Origin of the sequence: Bradyrhizobium sp. AZCC 2289 (genome assembly GCF_036924615.1) — a bacterium.
Lineage (GTDB): Bacteria > Pseudomonadota > Alphaproteobacteria > Rhizobiales > Xanthobacteraceae > Bradyrhizobium.
Window position 1 is genome coordinate 7,539,999 of the sequence record NZ_JAZHRY010000001.1, and the last position, 14,466, is coordinate 7,554,464.

The following is a 14,466-nucleotide window of genomic DNA, read 5'->3' on the forward strand; positions in this document are numbered from 1 at the left end:
ATCGGGCCGGCTTTCGCTGCTACTGGCGTTGGAAGTCCCGCCCACAAGGAGGGCGACCGCAGATCGAAACGAAGCTGCGCGCGTTGATCCGGCGGATGAGCGTCGAAAATCCGTTTTGGGGTGCGCCACGCGTTCACGGCGAACTACTCAAGCTCGGGTTTGAGGTCGCGCAGTCGAGCGTCGCCAAGTACATGGTCAAGCGGCGGGGGCCGACCAGCCAAGGATGGCGAACCTTCTTGCGCAACCACGTGCCGGACATTGCCGCCATGGACTTGTTCGTTGTTCCAACTATCGGTTTCGACCTGCTCTATGCCTTCGTCATCGTCGGGCTCGACCGCAGAGACCTCGTCTGGATCAACGTCACAGCAAATCCGACTGGCAGAATGGGTTGCACGTCAAATAACGGAGGCCTTTCCTTGGGATGAGGCTCCGCGCCACCTCATCCGCGATCGGACAGGATCTATGGCAGCGTCGTCGCACGCCGATTGCGCGCCATGGGCATCCGGGACAAGCCTACCGCACCAGCCTCGCCCTGGCAGAACGGCTTTGCCGAACGGCTGATCGGATCGACCCGGCGTGAGTGTTTGGATCACGTCATCGTTTTGGACGAGGCGCATTTGCGCCGGGTCCTGGAATCCTATGCCAACTATTACAATCCTGTTTCATAACACCCATCCGTCTACGCGATTGAAGAGAAGAGGTTTTGCCGATCTGGATGCGATCCCGTGGGGTGATTGGGGTTCTGCCTCGCGCGATGAACGATGCGCTGAGCGGCCGGTTCGCCGAGGGTTGATCGGCGGAAGAGCCACGGACCATCCGGCAGGGGATGCCCCGCTTCGATTTCGCCCGCTTCGGCGGCGAGCCTGAGCGTCTTCGGTGCAATTCCGAGCAAACCCGCCGCCTTGTTCAGATTGAGCCATGGCTCGTTCCCATCCGGCACCGGTCGAAAGACCGGGATCTTATGATGCGACCTGAGCGCGGTGACCCGCTCCCGTGTCCAGCGATTGCCGTGGCCGGTCACCAGGCCGTTCCGGTTGAGGATGCCGGCAATCAGATCATCATTGGCGATGAGAACCAGCTGGCGGATGGCGGCGAGCATGTCGGCGGAGATGCTGTTGCGCTGTCCGCGGCGACGCCTCGGCAGGCGCAGTTCGGTATGAACGCCGCCCATCCAATGGATCAGGAGAACGATCTCTGACGCTTCGTCATCGATATCGGCGACCACCTCGTGGATGACGGTGCGCACGATTCGCTTCTTGAGCCTCGCGTCGGTCGGCGGCGCCGACCAGACAGCCTTGAGATCAGCGGCCAGCGCGGCGACGTGTCCTGGCGAGCGTGATGGTTCCGATGTCGAGGCATCATGCGCGGCAATCCTGGTCTCGATCTCGCCTACACGTGTGAGCGCGCTGTTCCATCGCAACTCCAGTTCCGCCGCGATCAGCCGGTTCTGCGGATCGATGGCGTCATACTGTCGGAATGCCCGATCGGCGCGGTAGCGCGCCGCCTCGAGGTCGCGCGCCAGCGCATCACGAACCTGATCGCGGCGGCTGGCCGCTTGGGCTTCGGCCTCGACGGCCGCAGCTATCGCTGCCGGTTCGACAACCCGCAGAAGAGCTTCCTCGACGGCGTCGTCGACACGCAATCCTCCGAATGCGATGCAGCGTGGCTCGCCATTGTCGAGCGAACCCCGCCAACAGGAATAGCGCGGAATGTTATGCTTGGTGCCTGTGTAGCGGACCATCAGCTTGCGTCCGCAACGCCGGCAGCGGACAAGGCCGGCGAGCAAAGCGTCGCCGTGCTTCGGCGCTCCGTGATGTCGGCCTGTGGGCAAGTTGTCGCTCACCATCTTGCGGATCGCCTCCGACCGCTCCCAGCTGACGTAACCCTCATGGACGCCTGGGATCAGCGCCAGCCATTCGGCTCGCGCCTTACGACGGCTCCTGGGTCGGATCACGCCTGCGGCTGCATCATATCCTGTCGCGACACGACTCTTACCATAGGCGTAGGCGCCGCCGTAGATCGGGTTCTCGATCATCCGGTGGATGGTGGTATAGTGCGGCCTGCGCCAGACCACGTCACCATTATGGCGCTTGGCGGGCAAGTCCAGCCCATGCTCGATGAACCAGAGCAGGGCTTGCCGGACACTGCCGAGTTCGGCCACCTTGTCGAAGACGAGGATGATGGCCTCCTGGACACGGCGATCGGGATCCTTCTCGAGCCTGTCGCCGACCTTCACGAAGCCGACCGGGGCAGCGACGATGAGTTCGCCGCGCCGGGCCTTCTCATAGCGGGCCGACAGCGAACGCTGGCGCAGAAGATCGAGCTCGTACTCGTTGAGGCTGCCCTTCAATCCCAGCAACAGCCGGTCGTTGCCCTGACGCGGCGCATAGACCGTCTCCTGATCGATCAGCACGGTATCGACGACGCGGCACATCTCGATCAGCTGCTGCCAGTCACGGCTGTTGCGGGCGAAACGCGAGACTTCCCGCGCCGCGACCGCACCGACCTTGCCCAGGCAGACCTCGGCCACCATTCGATCAAAGCCGGCGCGCGCGACGCCGCCTGCCGCCGAGCGCCCGAGATCGTCATCGACCGTTTCGATGCGAGACCAGCCCAGCGCCGTCAGACGATCGCGCATCGCATATTGCAAGGCGCTGCTCTCGCGATTGTGGAGAACCTGATGGGCGGAGGACTGCCGTACATACAGGATCGCCTTTCGCTCCAGATGATGCGGCCTGATCTTCTCAGACATCATGACCCATCTCCTCCCGTCCCCGAGCGAGGTCGCCGTCGGCGTGGCCGAAGATCAGGCGGACCATCAGCTTCGTCAGCGTATGGCGCGTCTCGGCGGGCAACGCCTGCCATTGCGGCGTCTGCGCCGCGGCGGTGGGCGGATCGCAGAACAGATCGAACTGACGTGCATTGCTGTGAGGATGGCGGTGAGCGGTAGGCGGGCGCATGGACATCTCCCCGATTCGCGTCGTGAGAGCCCAATGCTGCGCTTGAATCCCGCAATTGCGATGGTGCGCCAGAAACCGACGTCACATCCTGCAGCAGCGTTGCCAAGGCGGTGAGCACCGCAAGCTCAACATAGGGAGTGGCGCCAACACGCCAGGTCGCGCGAGCCGCCCGATCGAACATCCAGGCCGGAATCTCCAGCCATCGCGCAGATGCCCGACCAGAGAGGCTGCAACGGAAAACCTCTCTGCCAGCCTTCTCAACCACCTCATGAATATGGACCAGGCAGCCGGCCCAAGGATGCCACGGATAAAGAAGCTCGTACTCCGCGATCCCGTGGGCGTTCCGTCGTCGTGTTGTACAATAGCGTCAGAACACATCGTTCCTTGAACAAGGATGCGCCGGTCACTCGCCAAATTCAGCGAATCGGAAGCATCAAATCACACGCCATCCTTGGCGGACTTCACCACCACTACGCCCGAGCTTAAGTTTTCGGTACACACAGCCCCTTACCAGCTTCTCGTGCTAGCAGGGCCGGAGCACGGTCGGACCATTCCATTCTGATGTCCCCAGTCAAGCACACAGCGCACGGTTTCCCATCTCCACGAGGACTCATCGTGAAGTCCTTGCACCGATAGATCGTGCAGAGGAGAAGGCGGGACTCAAAGACGTCGGTGAACAGGCTCTGATGCGCGGGTTGGATACCGCATTTCCGTTTTTTCGTCTGGGGCTGTCCCTGGTCTAGCGTCGGGCGTCGATCGGATGATCGGCCACATAATGGATTTCAGGATTTCCCCTGCTGTGGTCCCACCTTCACCTCTGCACGATTAATGTCTGCACTGCCCCCCTGATCTTGATTGCAACAAAGGGGGCTGTGGGCCGGTCGAGCGCACCTCACGACTCGAGCGGTCCCACAGCCCCCAACGATGTCACGCCTGTCGAGGTGGCATGAGCTCGCGATTGATCGCCCAAATGAAGGCGGATAGCTCTCGGGCAATCGCCGTGACGATTACGGTTCGCCGCTTGCCCTTCCGCTCGAGTGAGCGGAAGCGTCCGCACAATCTGGTTTGCGCTTTCCACGCAATCTCGCGCGCGACTCTCGGTGCGGCCTCCACCTTTGGCTGCTTGTCTCGGCTCACGCGCGGCGGATATCGATAGCTCCAGGCCGCCTCCACAAGAATACGTCGCGCCCGCCCATTACCGGCTTTGGTGATGCCGCCTCGCTTGACCTGGTCGCCAGTCGAGTTTTCTGTGGGCACCAGACCCAGATAACCCATCAGCTCGCGCGGATTTTGAAAGCGGGATAGATCACCGATCTCGGCCAGCACCCCCACAGCCGCAATGAGATCAATCCCACGCACCGCCTGCAGGGCCGACACAACCTCGGCGAGCGACCACTCGGGTACTACCTCGCGGATGGCATCTTCCAAACGCTCCATCCGCTCACTTTCCTGGCGTATCCCCTCAAGTAACTCTTCGAATACGATGCGCTGCTCACGATGCTCGAGCTTCTGCGACATGAGCCATCTCATGTGGGCTGGTCCCCACGTTGTCTTGCCCGGATAGATGCGTCCCAGCCGCAGCATCAATGACGAGATCTGTTGACGCTTGCCCTGGAGGTCCTTCTTCACTGCCTGACGGGCGCGCGAGAGATCGCGCATGGCCTCATGGCGCTCGTCCGGCACCCACACCGCCGTAAGCTCGTCCGCGCGCAACAGCTTGGCGAGGCTTACCGCATCGCGCCGGTTCGTCTTCACTCGATCGCCGGCCTTCTTCGGAACGAGCGAGGGGGCCACCACCAGGCAGTTATGGCCGAGGCTCTTGAGCAGTCTGTAGAGACCATATCCTGTTGGCCCTGCTTCGTAGCAAAACGTCAACTGACAGCATTTCGCTGCAAGCTTTGCCACCAGCTTTCGGATCGCTGCCTCCGTGGCAGGAAACTCCCCGAGATATCGGACCTCGCCGCCACGGCCGCCATCGGCAATGGCTATAGCATTGCGCGATTTTGACGTATCGATTCCGACAAAGACCTCGGTATGATGACCCATGACTCGCCCTCCTTGTTTGAGGCTCTGCCCGGTCCATCCGGGCAACCCTCGTCGCAACATCGAGGGTGAGTCGCCTCATTTTGTGGAGGGACATACAGTCTAGCTCACTCTCGTCGGCGGTTGCTCCACAGCAACTGTCGCCTCCGAACCCGTTGGGCCTTCTAAGATGACTGTGGCGCGGCTGCCACTCGGATCGGAATTTTCTGGCATCATCACATATGGCGCCGGTTCTGTCTTGCCGACCAACTTTACCAGGTCATAATCGTTGGTGAGCTAGGGAGGCCCGCATGGCAAAGCTCGGCATTTTTGCTGCAGTGATCCTCGCGGCCGCTAGCGTCTCCTGCGGAGTGGAGGCGTGGGCCGCCGACGCCGCCCCGACCGGGCCTTCCGCAGCAACGGCGGCTTCCGCGCCCAAGGCGTGCACGGACGGTTGGAGCTTTGTTTCCACGGACTGTGACGTGGCGGGGCATCACGGTCTACGGCACGATTGACGCGGGGTTCGGCTGGCAGAGTCACGGCGCGCCGTGGGACCCGCGATCTGCTGTCGGAGCCTCTTACTTAATTCAGAAACAGAACAACTCGGCGCTGTGGGGCCCTGCACCCAACGCGTTGTCCAATTCATTCATTGGAATCAAAGGAACTGAGCCGATCGGCGGGAACGTCTCTGTTGTCTTTGCTCTGGACGCTGGCTTCGACCCGTATTCCTTGCGATTCTCCAGTGGACCGGGAGCGATTGCTGCGAACGCCGGCATCCCCCAAAATTTTGCAACCGCCTACTCCGATTCAAGCCGAGCGGGCCAGTGGTTCAACGGCCAGGGTTATGTCGGCGTCAGTTCTCCGACCTATGGCACCCTGACCGTTTTCCGACAGAACTCGCTGACCCTGGATGCTGTCTTCGACTACGATCCGCTCGACGCCTCTTACGGATTCTCACCCATCGGCTTTCAGGGAATAACCTGCGGCGGCGGCAATACCGAAAACTGCAGAAACTCGACGTCACTGAAATATCGGATCAATGTCGGCCAATTCCGGGCGGCGGCGCTGTGGCAGTTCGGCGGCTACGCCCAGAACAATGCCTCGAATGGCGCATACCAGTTCCAGGTCGGCGGCGATATCTCACCGTGGGGCCAAGGTGTGCTCTCGGTCGACGCAATTTACAGCCATGTCAGAGATTCCGTGTCGCTGGCACTTGCGCCGGGAAGCAATGACGCCAATGGCGTGCCGATACCCCCGTTTTTGCCACAGACGCTCACAGCGACGATCTCCGACAATGAAGCCGTGATGCTTGTGGCCAAATACACGGACGGACCGCTGAAGGTGTACGCCGGTTACGAACATATTCGATATATGGCGCCCAGCAATCCGCAGACCGCTTTTACCGATATCTCGGGAAGCTTTCTTTGTATGGGTTGTGATGCGATCAACAACACGAATATCAACAATACCGCCTTCGGCGTGAACGGTCTTGGTAACAAGACGTTCCAGGTCATGTGGGCCGGCGCCAAGTACGCTGTTACCGAAAACCTGGATGTGATCGGCGCCTATTACCACTATATCCAGAATTCTTTCTTCGGCCGCCCGCCGGCGGGCCCGCCCCCTGCTTTGGTACCGAGCATTCGCAATGCGCCGGGACGTTCGACGCGATCTCTGCCGTTGTCGACTGGCGGTTTGCACCAAAGTGGGATCTCTATTCCGGGATCATGTTCACGCAAGTGAATGGCGGATTGGCCAACGGCTTTCTCCAGCGCAACAACATCGCGCCCACCGTCGGATTGCGCTTCCGCTTCTGAAAGCCGGCTACGACCGATCTTTGGGCTGTGCTTCAGACAGCGGCGCTGACCCAAATGACCCTGCGCCAAGCACGACGGGCCGAGGGGGCCTTGCGCCGGTCGGACCCAACGGGATTGACGGTTGACCAAGAACGGGACCGACACTGGGCCGCCTGCGCCGCGTTGGCGGGTGGAGCAATATGAGTGGACAACGGACCTTACTACAATCCTTCGACGAACGATCGCTGCCATGTCCATCGCTAGAATTGTGCATCATTAAGGATAGGAGTGCAGGTTCCCTAAACCGGACGCGCTGGCATCACCAAAGGTATGAGTTCAAAGAAGCCTCGACCTGCCGCGTCAGGGTTGAACCTGCGACAACCCCGGATCTGTGGAGATCGGACGAACTTGAGGTCAAGCCGGGTGAGTGGTTGCTGCAAACGGCGGCAGGTTCGACGGTTGGGAAGATGGTTCTGCAGCTTGGGATTTGTCTGGGCTTCAAGACGATCAATGTCGTGCGCCGTCGCGCCGGCGTTGAGGAGATCAGGGCCCTCGAGGGCAACGAAGTGATCTGCACCGAGGACGAAGACTTAGGCAAGCGTGTCACAGAGATCGTTGGTCCGGGAGGCGTGTCAAAGGCAATTGATTGCGTGGCGGGTCAGATCGGCGCCGACGTATCGCGTTCTCTCGCGCCCGGTGGAAAAATGATTGTCTACGGTGCGCTCTCGACGCATCGCCAACCGGATGCGGTCGGGGTCGGTAGCGTCCGCCTCGCGATCGCGCACACGCGGCTGGCGGACGGCGACCGGACCGATACCGGTCATCACCTCGCGCTCCGGCAGGTGACCGTGGCGCACGACCCGCTGGTGGCCGTCTGCGGTCTTCAAATCGGCATGCTTGCCGAGAAAGTCCGCGACCTCGGCCTCGACCGCCTGGGCCAACAGAACACGTGCCCCAGTACGCAAGATTTCCGTGAGTTGATCGTCGACGTTTGCTGGCTGAATCAGCTTGATGATGTTATCTTTGGACACGGCATATCGCTCCTTTGGTGGAGAAGTGGAGGCGTTAAGCACCCCCACGATATGCCGCCTTCCCGATTCCCGCCGTCACCAACTTTCAGCGATAGCTCTCGCGACTTCCCGATGCCGTTCTTCGATCAGCCAGCGACGCCAGCCATGCCGGGTCGCCCGCCTTACAAGAATGAGGTCGTACAGAGATGGACCGCCGCGATCGCGCAGTCCGACGGCTTCGTCTTTGTCACCCCCGAGTATAATTACGGACCCTCCGCGGTGCTCAAGAACGCGATCGACTGGGTCTATCCCGAGTGGAATCGCAAGGCGGTTGGTTTCGTGAGCTATGGGTCCGCCATGGGCGCACGCGGCGTCCAGCAGCTCCGCGAAACAATGATCGAGCTTCAGCTCGCGCCGATTCGCGCATCGGTCCACATCCCTGTCGCCACCTTGTGGGCTCACTACCAAGGCGGCGATGTCGACGCAGGACTGGCCGAGTTGGGGCCCCCTGCCGGAACGCTGATCGACGATCTGCTGTGGTGGACTGCAGCCTTGAAGGCGGCGCGCGCCAGCGCGTCCTGACCGCCGCTGCGCGGCGACGGCTCTCACTCCCACGCTAATTTCAGAGGAACCCAATGACCCTTGTCCAATCTATCTCACCGCCTCGGCGACTGGTGCGAGCGATCATGCACCATACCCGTGGCCGGACGAACGGCCCCGTCACACGTTTAATGAGCCCGTCCGACTTGGGCGAGATCCTGAAACCATTCGTGTTTCTCGACCTTTTCGACCATGAAGGCGCGCCCTTCAACGGTCCGCTGCATCCCCACTCCGGTATCGCCACCCTGACCTATGTTGCGGAAGGCGCGGTCAACTATATCGACCCGGACGACACCCGGGGCACACTGCAGGCCGGCGGCGTCGAATGGATGCAGGCCGGACGCGGCATGTGGCACGGCGGCGGGCTCGACAAAGCAGGCCGGACGCGCGGCTTCCAGCTTTGGATCGCTTTGCCGCCGGCACTCGAATTAGGTCCGACCATAAGCATCTGTCACCCCCCTGGCGATGTGCAGAGTGACGGCCCAGCGCACGTCCTGCTCGGCAGCTACGGGTCCGCATCGAGCGCGATCGCGGCCCCGTCGCCGATCAACTATCTCGCGGTACGCCTGAAGGCAGGCGAGCGTTGGCGTTACGAGCCCCCGACGGGCCACACCGTCCTCTGGACCGCCATCGCATCGGGCGTCTTGTCGGCGCCTGAACTGCGACATGGCGACTTCGCTGCTTTCGAGCCATCAAGCAAAGCGGTCGAATTCGAAGCGCTGACCGAAACCGAGTTCGTTCTCGGCTCGGCCGCTCCGCATAAGCATAATCTCGTCCTCGGTTACTACTCGGTCCACACGACGCCCGACGCTCTGCGCGAGGGCGAGGCGCATATTTCATCGATCAAGGAGCGCCTAATTCAAGAGGGCCGCCTGTGAACACTTGCGCGGGGCTGGACATCAGCCTGGGCCCTTCGATCGAGAGGGTTCCCGCCGAAGAGGTTTTTCGAAAAATCCGTTCAGACCTCGTTCGGTCTGCGGGACCCTCGCGGGCCGGCGGCACGATCGGGCCTGGGAGGTCGTTTTAGTCATATGACTAAGGCTTGTGACTTAGCCTATGACTAAGGGTATGACTTAGGCCGCGACGTCGGTACAAAAGTTTCGGTGCCGGCAGCTGCGGTTCGGCTTCTTCGCCCGCCAATTGCCGAAGGCCTTGAGCGGAATCCCCTGCGCTTCGCAATACTCTCGTTGATTCAACGCTCTCCGCTGCCACGCCTCATGGTGCTTATGCCAGAAAGCCTCGCCGTAACGCTCACGGGTTCGAAATTTCTCGGTCATCTTGTGTCCTCACGTTAAAAATTCATCGGCGAGAACAGATCGCGTCCGGACCTTAAAGGGACAAGTGTGCGAGAAATGGACCCTTACTTTTTGCGTAAGCGTCCATTCCTTACACGTCGCTAGGTTTAGGGCCGCCAATTCCAAGGCAGGAGTTCATCGAGGCGGCTGGCAGGATGTCCGTCGGTCATGCGCTGCAGGACGTCTGAGAGCCAGGCGTAGGGCTCGACATTGTTGAGTTTGGCGGTGGCGATGAGGGAGCAGATGGTTGCCCATCGGACGCCGCCACCGTCAGAGCCGGCGAACAGATGGTTTTTGCGCCCGAGCGCGATGGGCCGGATGGCGCGCTCGACCGGATTGTTGTCTAGCTCGATGCGGCCATCATCGAGGAAGCGGGTGAGGGCGGGCCAGCGCGCGAGCGCGTATCGGATAGCCTCGGCGAGAGGGCCGGCGGGTGGAACGCGGCCAAGCTCCATTTCAAGCCAAGGCTTCATCATCTCGATGAGCGGCCGGGCGCTGGTATAGCGCGCATGCCGACGTGCTTCTGCAGAGCGGCCCCGGATCGAACCCTCAATCGCATAGAGTTCGGCAATCCGCCGCAAGGCCTCGGCGGCGATCAGTGACCCGGTCGCTTCATGCAGGTCGTAGAACTTACGCCTTGCGTGGGCCCAGCACGCCGCCAGGACGATACCACCCGGGGCGGTCAGCCGCTCAAAGCCGGCATAGCCATCGACTTGCAGCACACCACGGAATTCCCGGAGATGGGCGGCAGGACGCTCTGACCGGCGATCAGGACTGTAGAAGTAGACGGCGGCTGGCGGTTCGGGTCCGGACCAAGGTCGATCGTCGCGCGCATAGACCCAGAGCCGGCCGGTCTTGGTGCGGCCGCGGCCGGGATCGAGCACCGGGATCGGCGTGTCGTCGGCAAACAACTTGGTTGATCCAAACACATGGGCTGCGAGGCGGGCCTGCAGTGGCTCTAGCCACCAGCAGGCGCCGCCCACCCAGTTCGCCAGGGTCGAGCGGTCGATCTCGACGCCGTGCCGGGAGAAGATTTGGCTCTGCCGGTATAGCGGAAGGTGATCACAGTACTTGGCGATCAGGACATGGGCGAGAAGACCGGGACTGGCGAGGCCCTTGGCGATCGGACGCTCCGGGGCGGGCGCCTGATGAATGCTCCCGCAGGCCCGGCAGCCATAGCGCGGCCGGCAGATGCGGATCACCCGAAGCCGCGCGGGCACGTAATCGAGCATCTCGCTGACGGTCTCGCCGATCATATGCAGCTCGCCGCCGCAGCAGGGGCACGCTTGATGATCGAGCTCGAGCCGCATGTCCTCACGGGGCAGATGCGCCGGCAGGCTTGGCCTCCCGGCTGGCACTCTGGGTGCCTTGGCTGCCGACGGTGGAAGCGTGGCTTCGACCCGCGCGATGTCGGCGTTGAGGTCGTCGAAGCCGAGCTGCAGCTGGTCGTAGTCGAGCCGTTCGGCACGTCGGCCAAATTGGCTGCGCTGCAGCTTCTGAACGATGAGCCGGAGGCGTTCGATCTCCGCCTGCGCCGCGGTGAGGTTGACGCGTTCGGCCGCGAGCGTTCGGACCATCCGCTGCAGCGTGCCTACATCATCTGGCAAAGCGGCAAGATCGATGTTCATGAACAGGCCTGACTCGCGTGCTTCCTCACCGAAGCACATGCCCGTTGAGTCAATCGGTCGCAGGATTATCCCGCCACCGCGGGTCGCCATTGCCGCTCCGGTGCGCGCCAATCGATACCGTCAATCAGCATCGACAGCTGCGCCGAGGTCAGCATCAGCGTCCCGCCAGGTTCGACGTTCGAGGGCCACAGGAAGACACCGTGCTCAAGCCGTTTGGTGAACAGGCAAAGGCCGGTGCCATCCCAGAATACGATTTTGATGAGGTTGGCCTTCCGGCCCCGGAACACGAAGAGATGGCCCGAGAAGGGATCCTGCCGCAGTACACCTTGGACCAGCATGGCAAGGCCGTCGATGCCCTTGCGCATGTCGATGAAGCCGAAGGCTAGGTGAACCTTCGTTCCCCGAGGAAGCAGTGTCATGATGCGTGCTCCTCGGAGGGTGGGGGCGCATCGGCGATCTCTACCGCTACAAACAGCGGTGCCACCTGCGTCAGTTGCTTCCAACGGAACAGAACACGCGCCGCTATCCCATAGCCGCGTGCTACCTCCGACAGGCTGGCGCCAGGCCGCGCCGCTTCCTCAACGATCCGGCGTTTGTCCTCCTCGCTGAACTGGCGCCGATGACCCTCGCGTGCCGGCGGTACGATCGGACCTGACGTCGGCGAGCCGTTAGTCATATGACTAAGCCTATGACTACCGCTATGACTAAGGGTATGACTTAGGCTGCGGCGTCGGTAGAGCAGCTTGGGCGACGGCGGCTGGGGCTCGGCCTTGAACCTCGCTCGCCAGTTGCCAAACGCCTTGAGCGGAATCCCATGCGCCTCGCAATACTCCCGCTGATTCAACGCACTCTGCTGCCACGCCTCATGATGCGCCCGCCAAAACAACGCGCCGTAGCGTATCCGTGAACCGATCTCGCTCGACATCTCCGTCCTCCTCACCTGCAAATTTGCCGGTGAGAACAGATCGCGGTCGGGGCCGGAGGAGACAAGTGTGCGAGAAATGGACGCTTACCTTTTTGCGGACCAAATTCGCTGATATCGCCCAAAAATTCCCTGTTCTTCGAAATCTTTTCCCTGATAATTTGCTTAGGGAATTGCGCGAGAAATCGCTGCAGCACAGCGGTATCTTGCGTCGAACCCGGCGCGCAGGGCCCCAAAATCGCAAAATTCCCTGTAAAATTCCCTGTTAGCAGGGAATTCGCCTGGAGACGGGTGCGATCCGCACTGCGTCGCCAGCCATGGGTTCCCGTTATAAATCAGGCACTTTTTGAATTTTCGGATTTTTCATTCTGAACGCAGTCACCTGTCGCATTCTGAACGTTTGTTGCCAGTTGGTTCGCCAGCGCATGAGCGTGGCGTTTCCTGGTCGCCGAAAGCATTCGCGCCTCGGTCCGCTTCGCATAGCCAGCGTAGCTCTCTTTAGTTCGGTGGGCCGACAGGGCGCGGCCCTGCCCCTCGGTCAATTCGGCCTCCTCCAACTCCGTCATGCCGCCGTGCCGGCAGGCGTCTAGGGTGAACAGCGCGGGCAGGCCGATATCCTTTCGCATCCGCTGGACGATCTTCTGCATTCCCGAAAACGAATAGGGCTTCGACAAGCTCCGAATCTCAACGCCTCGTTTGCGTTCTTTGACCTCGCGTAGGATCAACGGTACGCCGCGGCGCGTCAGCTTCGCAAGGATCCCCTCAGCCTCTTCATAGAATTTAACGACCGCTCCGTCTGGTAGTGTCTCCTCCAGCGGATGATCTATTACGGCGCCGGTCTTGTGATGCTCGATCCGGATTGTCGGCTTTGGGCCGGTCCTGTAGCCGGTCCATTTGATATGCCCGGCAATCACGTTCTCTGGGCGCTGCAGCCACTCGAAACAGATCACGGCAGCGGCGCCGCATTCCGGTTCGCCGCGCTCCACACAGCCATGGGCGAACGTGTAGACCTGTTCACGCGTAACCGCGGGCTTAACGAGCTTGACGCGGGTTTCCATCGTGACGCCCATCCACGGATTCGGAATGTCCTTTGAAAACTCTGCGGGGTGCAGGCGATGCACAACGCGCCACGCCTTCCGGCACAGGACAACCAACTTCTCCGCGATGCGTAGCCGCTTGCCCTTCGGACCCTTCACGAACCGATCATAAAGCTTATCAGCGCCAAGCGGCGTTACTGACTTGATGGGATGTCCGCCAACACGATCGCCGCGCTTGGTCAGCGTGTCGCAGATCTCCCGCATATTCCATTCGTAGTTTCCGCGGGATCGAGGTTTGACCTTCTCCAGATAAGCGCGGCTTGCCTTGTATTCCCGGAATAGCCAGTCGATGGTCCCGATCCGCGGTGCGGCCTCGCTCGAGATCGGCAGGCCCTTGCGCGCATCGTTCCATTCGTCGAATAGACCGTTTAGCGTCTCGGCTCGGCCGCCTTCGCCGCAGGCTTTGGCGTAGTCCGCCCCGAGCGGTTCATTAGGAATGGGGCAGCCCATTTTCCGGTATTTGGTCGGCACATTATAGTAAAATGCGGTCTTGCCTGACGCCAGCGGCTTAGGAATAACGTGGCGGGGGAGTTTCACGCTGACAAATCCGCGGCGATGTCGGTTGCGTAAACCATTTCGGGGGGCGAGATCGCCGCGTCCAGATCGTCCCTTAGCCATAGCCGGCGCCTTCCCTCGCTTACTCGGGGTAGGGGATAATCGGTTCCTACCCTCTTCAGAAACTCCTCGACAGTCAGTTCGCCACAGTACGCTGCGGCATAAGCTGCGCACAGGCGGCGCGGCCAAGCGCCAGCCGGAAACGATACCGGACCAGTCAGCCGATGACGCTCATATCCTACATCGAAGCGCGTTCGTCTCAAAGATCGAGTATAGCCAACACGTCGCCCATCTTCAGGAAGACGCAGCGCAAAGCAAGATTTGCTCATGGCAACTGCTCTAAGGCGCCGCTAATTGTCCCAGCCGCTATGCCACGAATATTATTGCCGAAATGATCCATCATTTTCGGCATAAGAGAAGTCGTATTGACTCCTCAAGCGATTCCACCGCACTCGAATTCCGCAGACGAGGGAAGTGTTTGTTTATCTTTGCAAAAGCGGATTCGCTGCGGCGAATTGTCTCCAAAGAGTCGAGAAACGAGGGCACAGCCAATCCGGTGAACGTCGGGGTGCCGCAATGTCGCC

Annotated in this window: 12 protein-coding genes and 3 pseudogenes; 6 read left to right on the forward strand and 9 right to left on the reverse strand. The window is 61.1% G+C overall.

All coding sequences use genetic code 11. The features are described 5' to 3' along the window. Positions 1 to 95: 95 nt before the first annotated feature. Positions 96 to 425, forward strand: coding sequence for a hypothetical protein (locus tag V1289_RS35740; protein ID WP_334403279.1), 330 nt, complete (start codon positions 96 to 98; stop codon positions 423 to 425). Positions 426 to 494: 69 nt separating this feature from the next. Next, a complete protein-coding gene (locus V1289_RS35745) occupies positions 495 to 668 on the forward strand; it encodes an integrase core domain-containing protein (RefSeq protein ID WP_334403281.1) in 174 nt (57 codons plus the stop codon). Positions 669 to 679: 11 nt separating this feature from the next. Here the strand turns inward: V1289_RS35745 and V1289_RS35750 are convergent, their stop codons facing one another. From V1289_RS35750 to V1289_RS35760, 3 genes are all read right to left on the reverse strand, one after another. After that, positions 680 to 2,755 carry a recombinase family protein gene (locus tag V1289_RS35750; RefSeq protein ID WP_334395533.1) on the reverse strand — a complete coding sequence of 692 codons (2,076 nt, stop codon included), beginning with the start codon at positions 2,753 to 2,755 and terminating at the stop codon, positions 680 to 682. Then, on the reverse strand, positions 2,745 to 2,960 hold the full coding sequence (locus tag V1289_RS35755) for a hypothetical protein (protein WP_334395534.1): 216 nt from the start codon (positions 2,958 to 2,960) through the stop codon (positions 2,745 to 2,747). Before V1289_RS35755 ends, V1289_RS35750 begins: the two co-directional genes overlap by 11 nt. A 927-nt stretch (positions 2,961 to 3,887) precedes the next feature. Continuing rightward, positions 3,888 to 5,006, reverse strand: coding sequence for an IS110 family transposase (locus V1289_RS35760; RefSeq protein ID WP_334403283.1), 1,119 nt, complete (start codon positions 5,004 to 5,006; stop codon positions 3,888 to 3,890). Positions 5,007 to 5,444: 438 nt separating this feature from the next. Between V1289_RS35760 and V1289_RS35765 the strand changes: the two genes are divergently transcribed. Both V1289_RS35765 and V1289_RS35770 read left to right on the forward strand, forming a co-directional pair. After that, positions 5,445 to 6,722 (forward strand): porin, encoded by a 1,278-nt coding sequence (locus V1289_RS35765; RefSeq protein WP_334403285.1) that lies wholly within the window; start codon positions 5,445 to 5,447, stop codon positions 6,720 to 6,722. A 520-nt stretch (positions 6,723 to 7,242) separates the two neighbouring features. Continuing rightward, positions 7,243 to 7,449, forward strand: a pseudogene (locus V1289_RS35770) (NADPH:quinone reductase); the annotation flags it as partial. 36 nt (positions 7,450 to 7,485) lie between these two features. On the opposite strand, the pseudogene V1289_RS35775 reads toward V1289_RS35770, so the two are convergent. Then, a pseudogene (locus V1289_RS35775) lies at positions 7,486 to 7,806 on the reverse strand (IS256 family transposase); the annotation flags it as partial. 114 nt (positions 7,807 to 7,920) lie between these two features. Here V1289_RS35775 and V1289_RS35780 point away from each other — a divergent pair. Beyond that, positions 7,921 to 8,367, forward strand: a pseudogene (locus V1289_RS35780) (NADPH-dependent FMN reductase); the annotation flags it as partial. Positions 8,368 to 8,531: 164 nt separating this feature from the next. Beyond that, positions 8,532 to 9,263: a pirin family protein gene (locus V1289_RS35785; protein ID WP_334403287.1), complete on the forward strand. Its 732-nt coding sequence runs from the start codon at positions 8,532 to 8,534 to the stop codon at positions 9,261 to 9,263. 195 nt (positions 9,264 to 9,458) lie between these two features. Here V1289_RS35785 and tnpA (V1289_RS49990) read toward each other — a convergent pair whose 3' ends face one another. The 5 genes from tnpA (V1289_RS49990) to V1289_RS35805 form a co-directional block, all read right to left on the reverse strand. Continuing rightward, positions 9,459 to 9,662, reverse strand: a complete 204-nt coding sequence (tnpA, locus tag V1289_RS49990) for an IS66 family insertion sequence element accessory protein TnpA (protein ID WP_442896109.1) — start codon at positions 9,660 to 9,662, stop codon at positions 9,459 to 9,461. A gap of 125 nt (positions 9,663 to 9,787) precedes the next feature. Continuing rightward, on the reverse strand, positions 9,788 to 11,308 hold the full coding sequence (tnpC, locus tag V1289_RS35790) for an IS66 family transposase (protein ID WP_334403289.1): 1,521 nt from the start codon (positions 11,306 to 11,308) through the stop codon (positions 9,788 to 9,790). 65 nt (positions 11,309 to 11,373) lie between these two features. Further along, positions 11,374 to 11,727: an IS66 family insertion sequence element accessory protein TnpB gene (gene tnpB, locus V1289_RS35795; protein ID WP_334403291.1), complete on the reverse strand. Its 354-nt coding sequence runs from the start codon at positions 11,725 to 11,727 to the stop codon at positions 11,374 to 11,376. Continuing rightward, positions 11,724 to 12,233: an IS66 family insertion sequence element accessory protein TnpA gene (tnpA, locus tag V1289_RS35800; RefSeq protein WP_334403293.1), complete on the reverse strand. Its 510-nt coding sequence runs from the start codon at positions 12,231 to 12,233 to the stop codon at positions 11,724 to 11,726. Before tnpA (V1289_RS35800) ends, tnpB begins: the two co-directional genes overlap by 4 nt. Before the next feature lie 332 nt (positions 12,234 to 12,565). Next, entirely contained in the window at positions 12,566 to 14,071 is a 1,506-nt protein-coding gene (locus tag V1289_RS35805; RefSeq protein WP_334403295.1) for a hypothetical protein, read from the reverse strand. Positions 14,072 to 14,466 lie beyond the last annotated feature (395 nt).

What these genes read in the sequence shown, in the direction of transcription:
- V1289_RS35740 (WP_334403279.1), top strand. Translation starts at nt 96, where the DNA reads ATGAGCGTCGAAAATCCGTTTTGGGGTGCGCCACGCGTTCACGGCGAA.
- V1289_RS35745 (WP_334403281.1), top strand. Translation starts at nt 495, where the DNA reads ATGGGCATCCGGGACAAGCCTACCGCACCAGCCTCGCCCTGGCAGAAC.
- V1289_RS35750 (WP_334395533.1), bottom strand. Translation starts at nt 2,755, where the DNA reads ATGATGTCTGAGAAGATCAGGCCGCATCATCTGGAGCGAAAGGCGATC.
- V1289_RS35755 (WP_334395534.1), bottom strand. Translation starts at nt 2,960, where the DNA reads ATGCGCCCGCCTACCGCTCACCGCCATCCTCACAGCAATGCACGTCAG.
- V1289_RS35760 (WP_334403283.1), bottom strand. Translation starts at nt 5,006, where the DNA reads ATGGGTCATCATACCGAGGTCTTTGTCGGAATCGATACGTCAAAATCG.
- tnpA (WP_442896109.1), bottom strand. Translation starts at nt 9,662, where the DNA reads ATGACCGAGAAATTTCGAACCCGTGAGCGTTACGGCGAGGCTTTCTGG.
- tnpC (WP_334403289.1), bottom strand. Translation starts at nt 11,308, where the DNA reads ATGAACATCGATCTTGCCGCTTTGCCAGATGATGTAGGCACGCTGCAG.
- tnpB (WP_334403291.1), bottom strand. Translation starts at nt 11,727, where the DNA reads ATGACACTGCTTCCTCGGGGAACGAAGGTTCACCTAGCCTTCGGCTTC.
- tnpA (WP_334403293.1), bottom strand. Translation starts at nt 12,233, where the DNA reads ATGTCGAGCGAGATCGGTTCACGGATACGCTACGGCGCGTTGTTTTGG.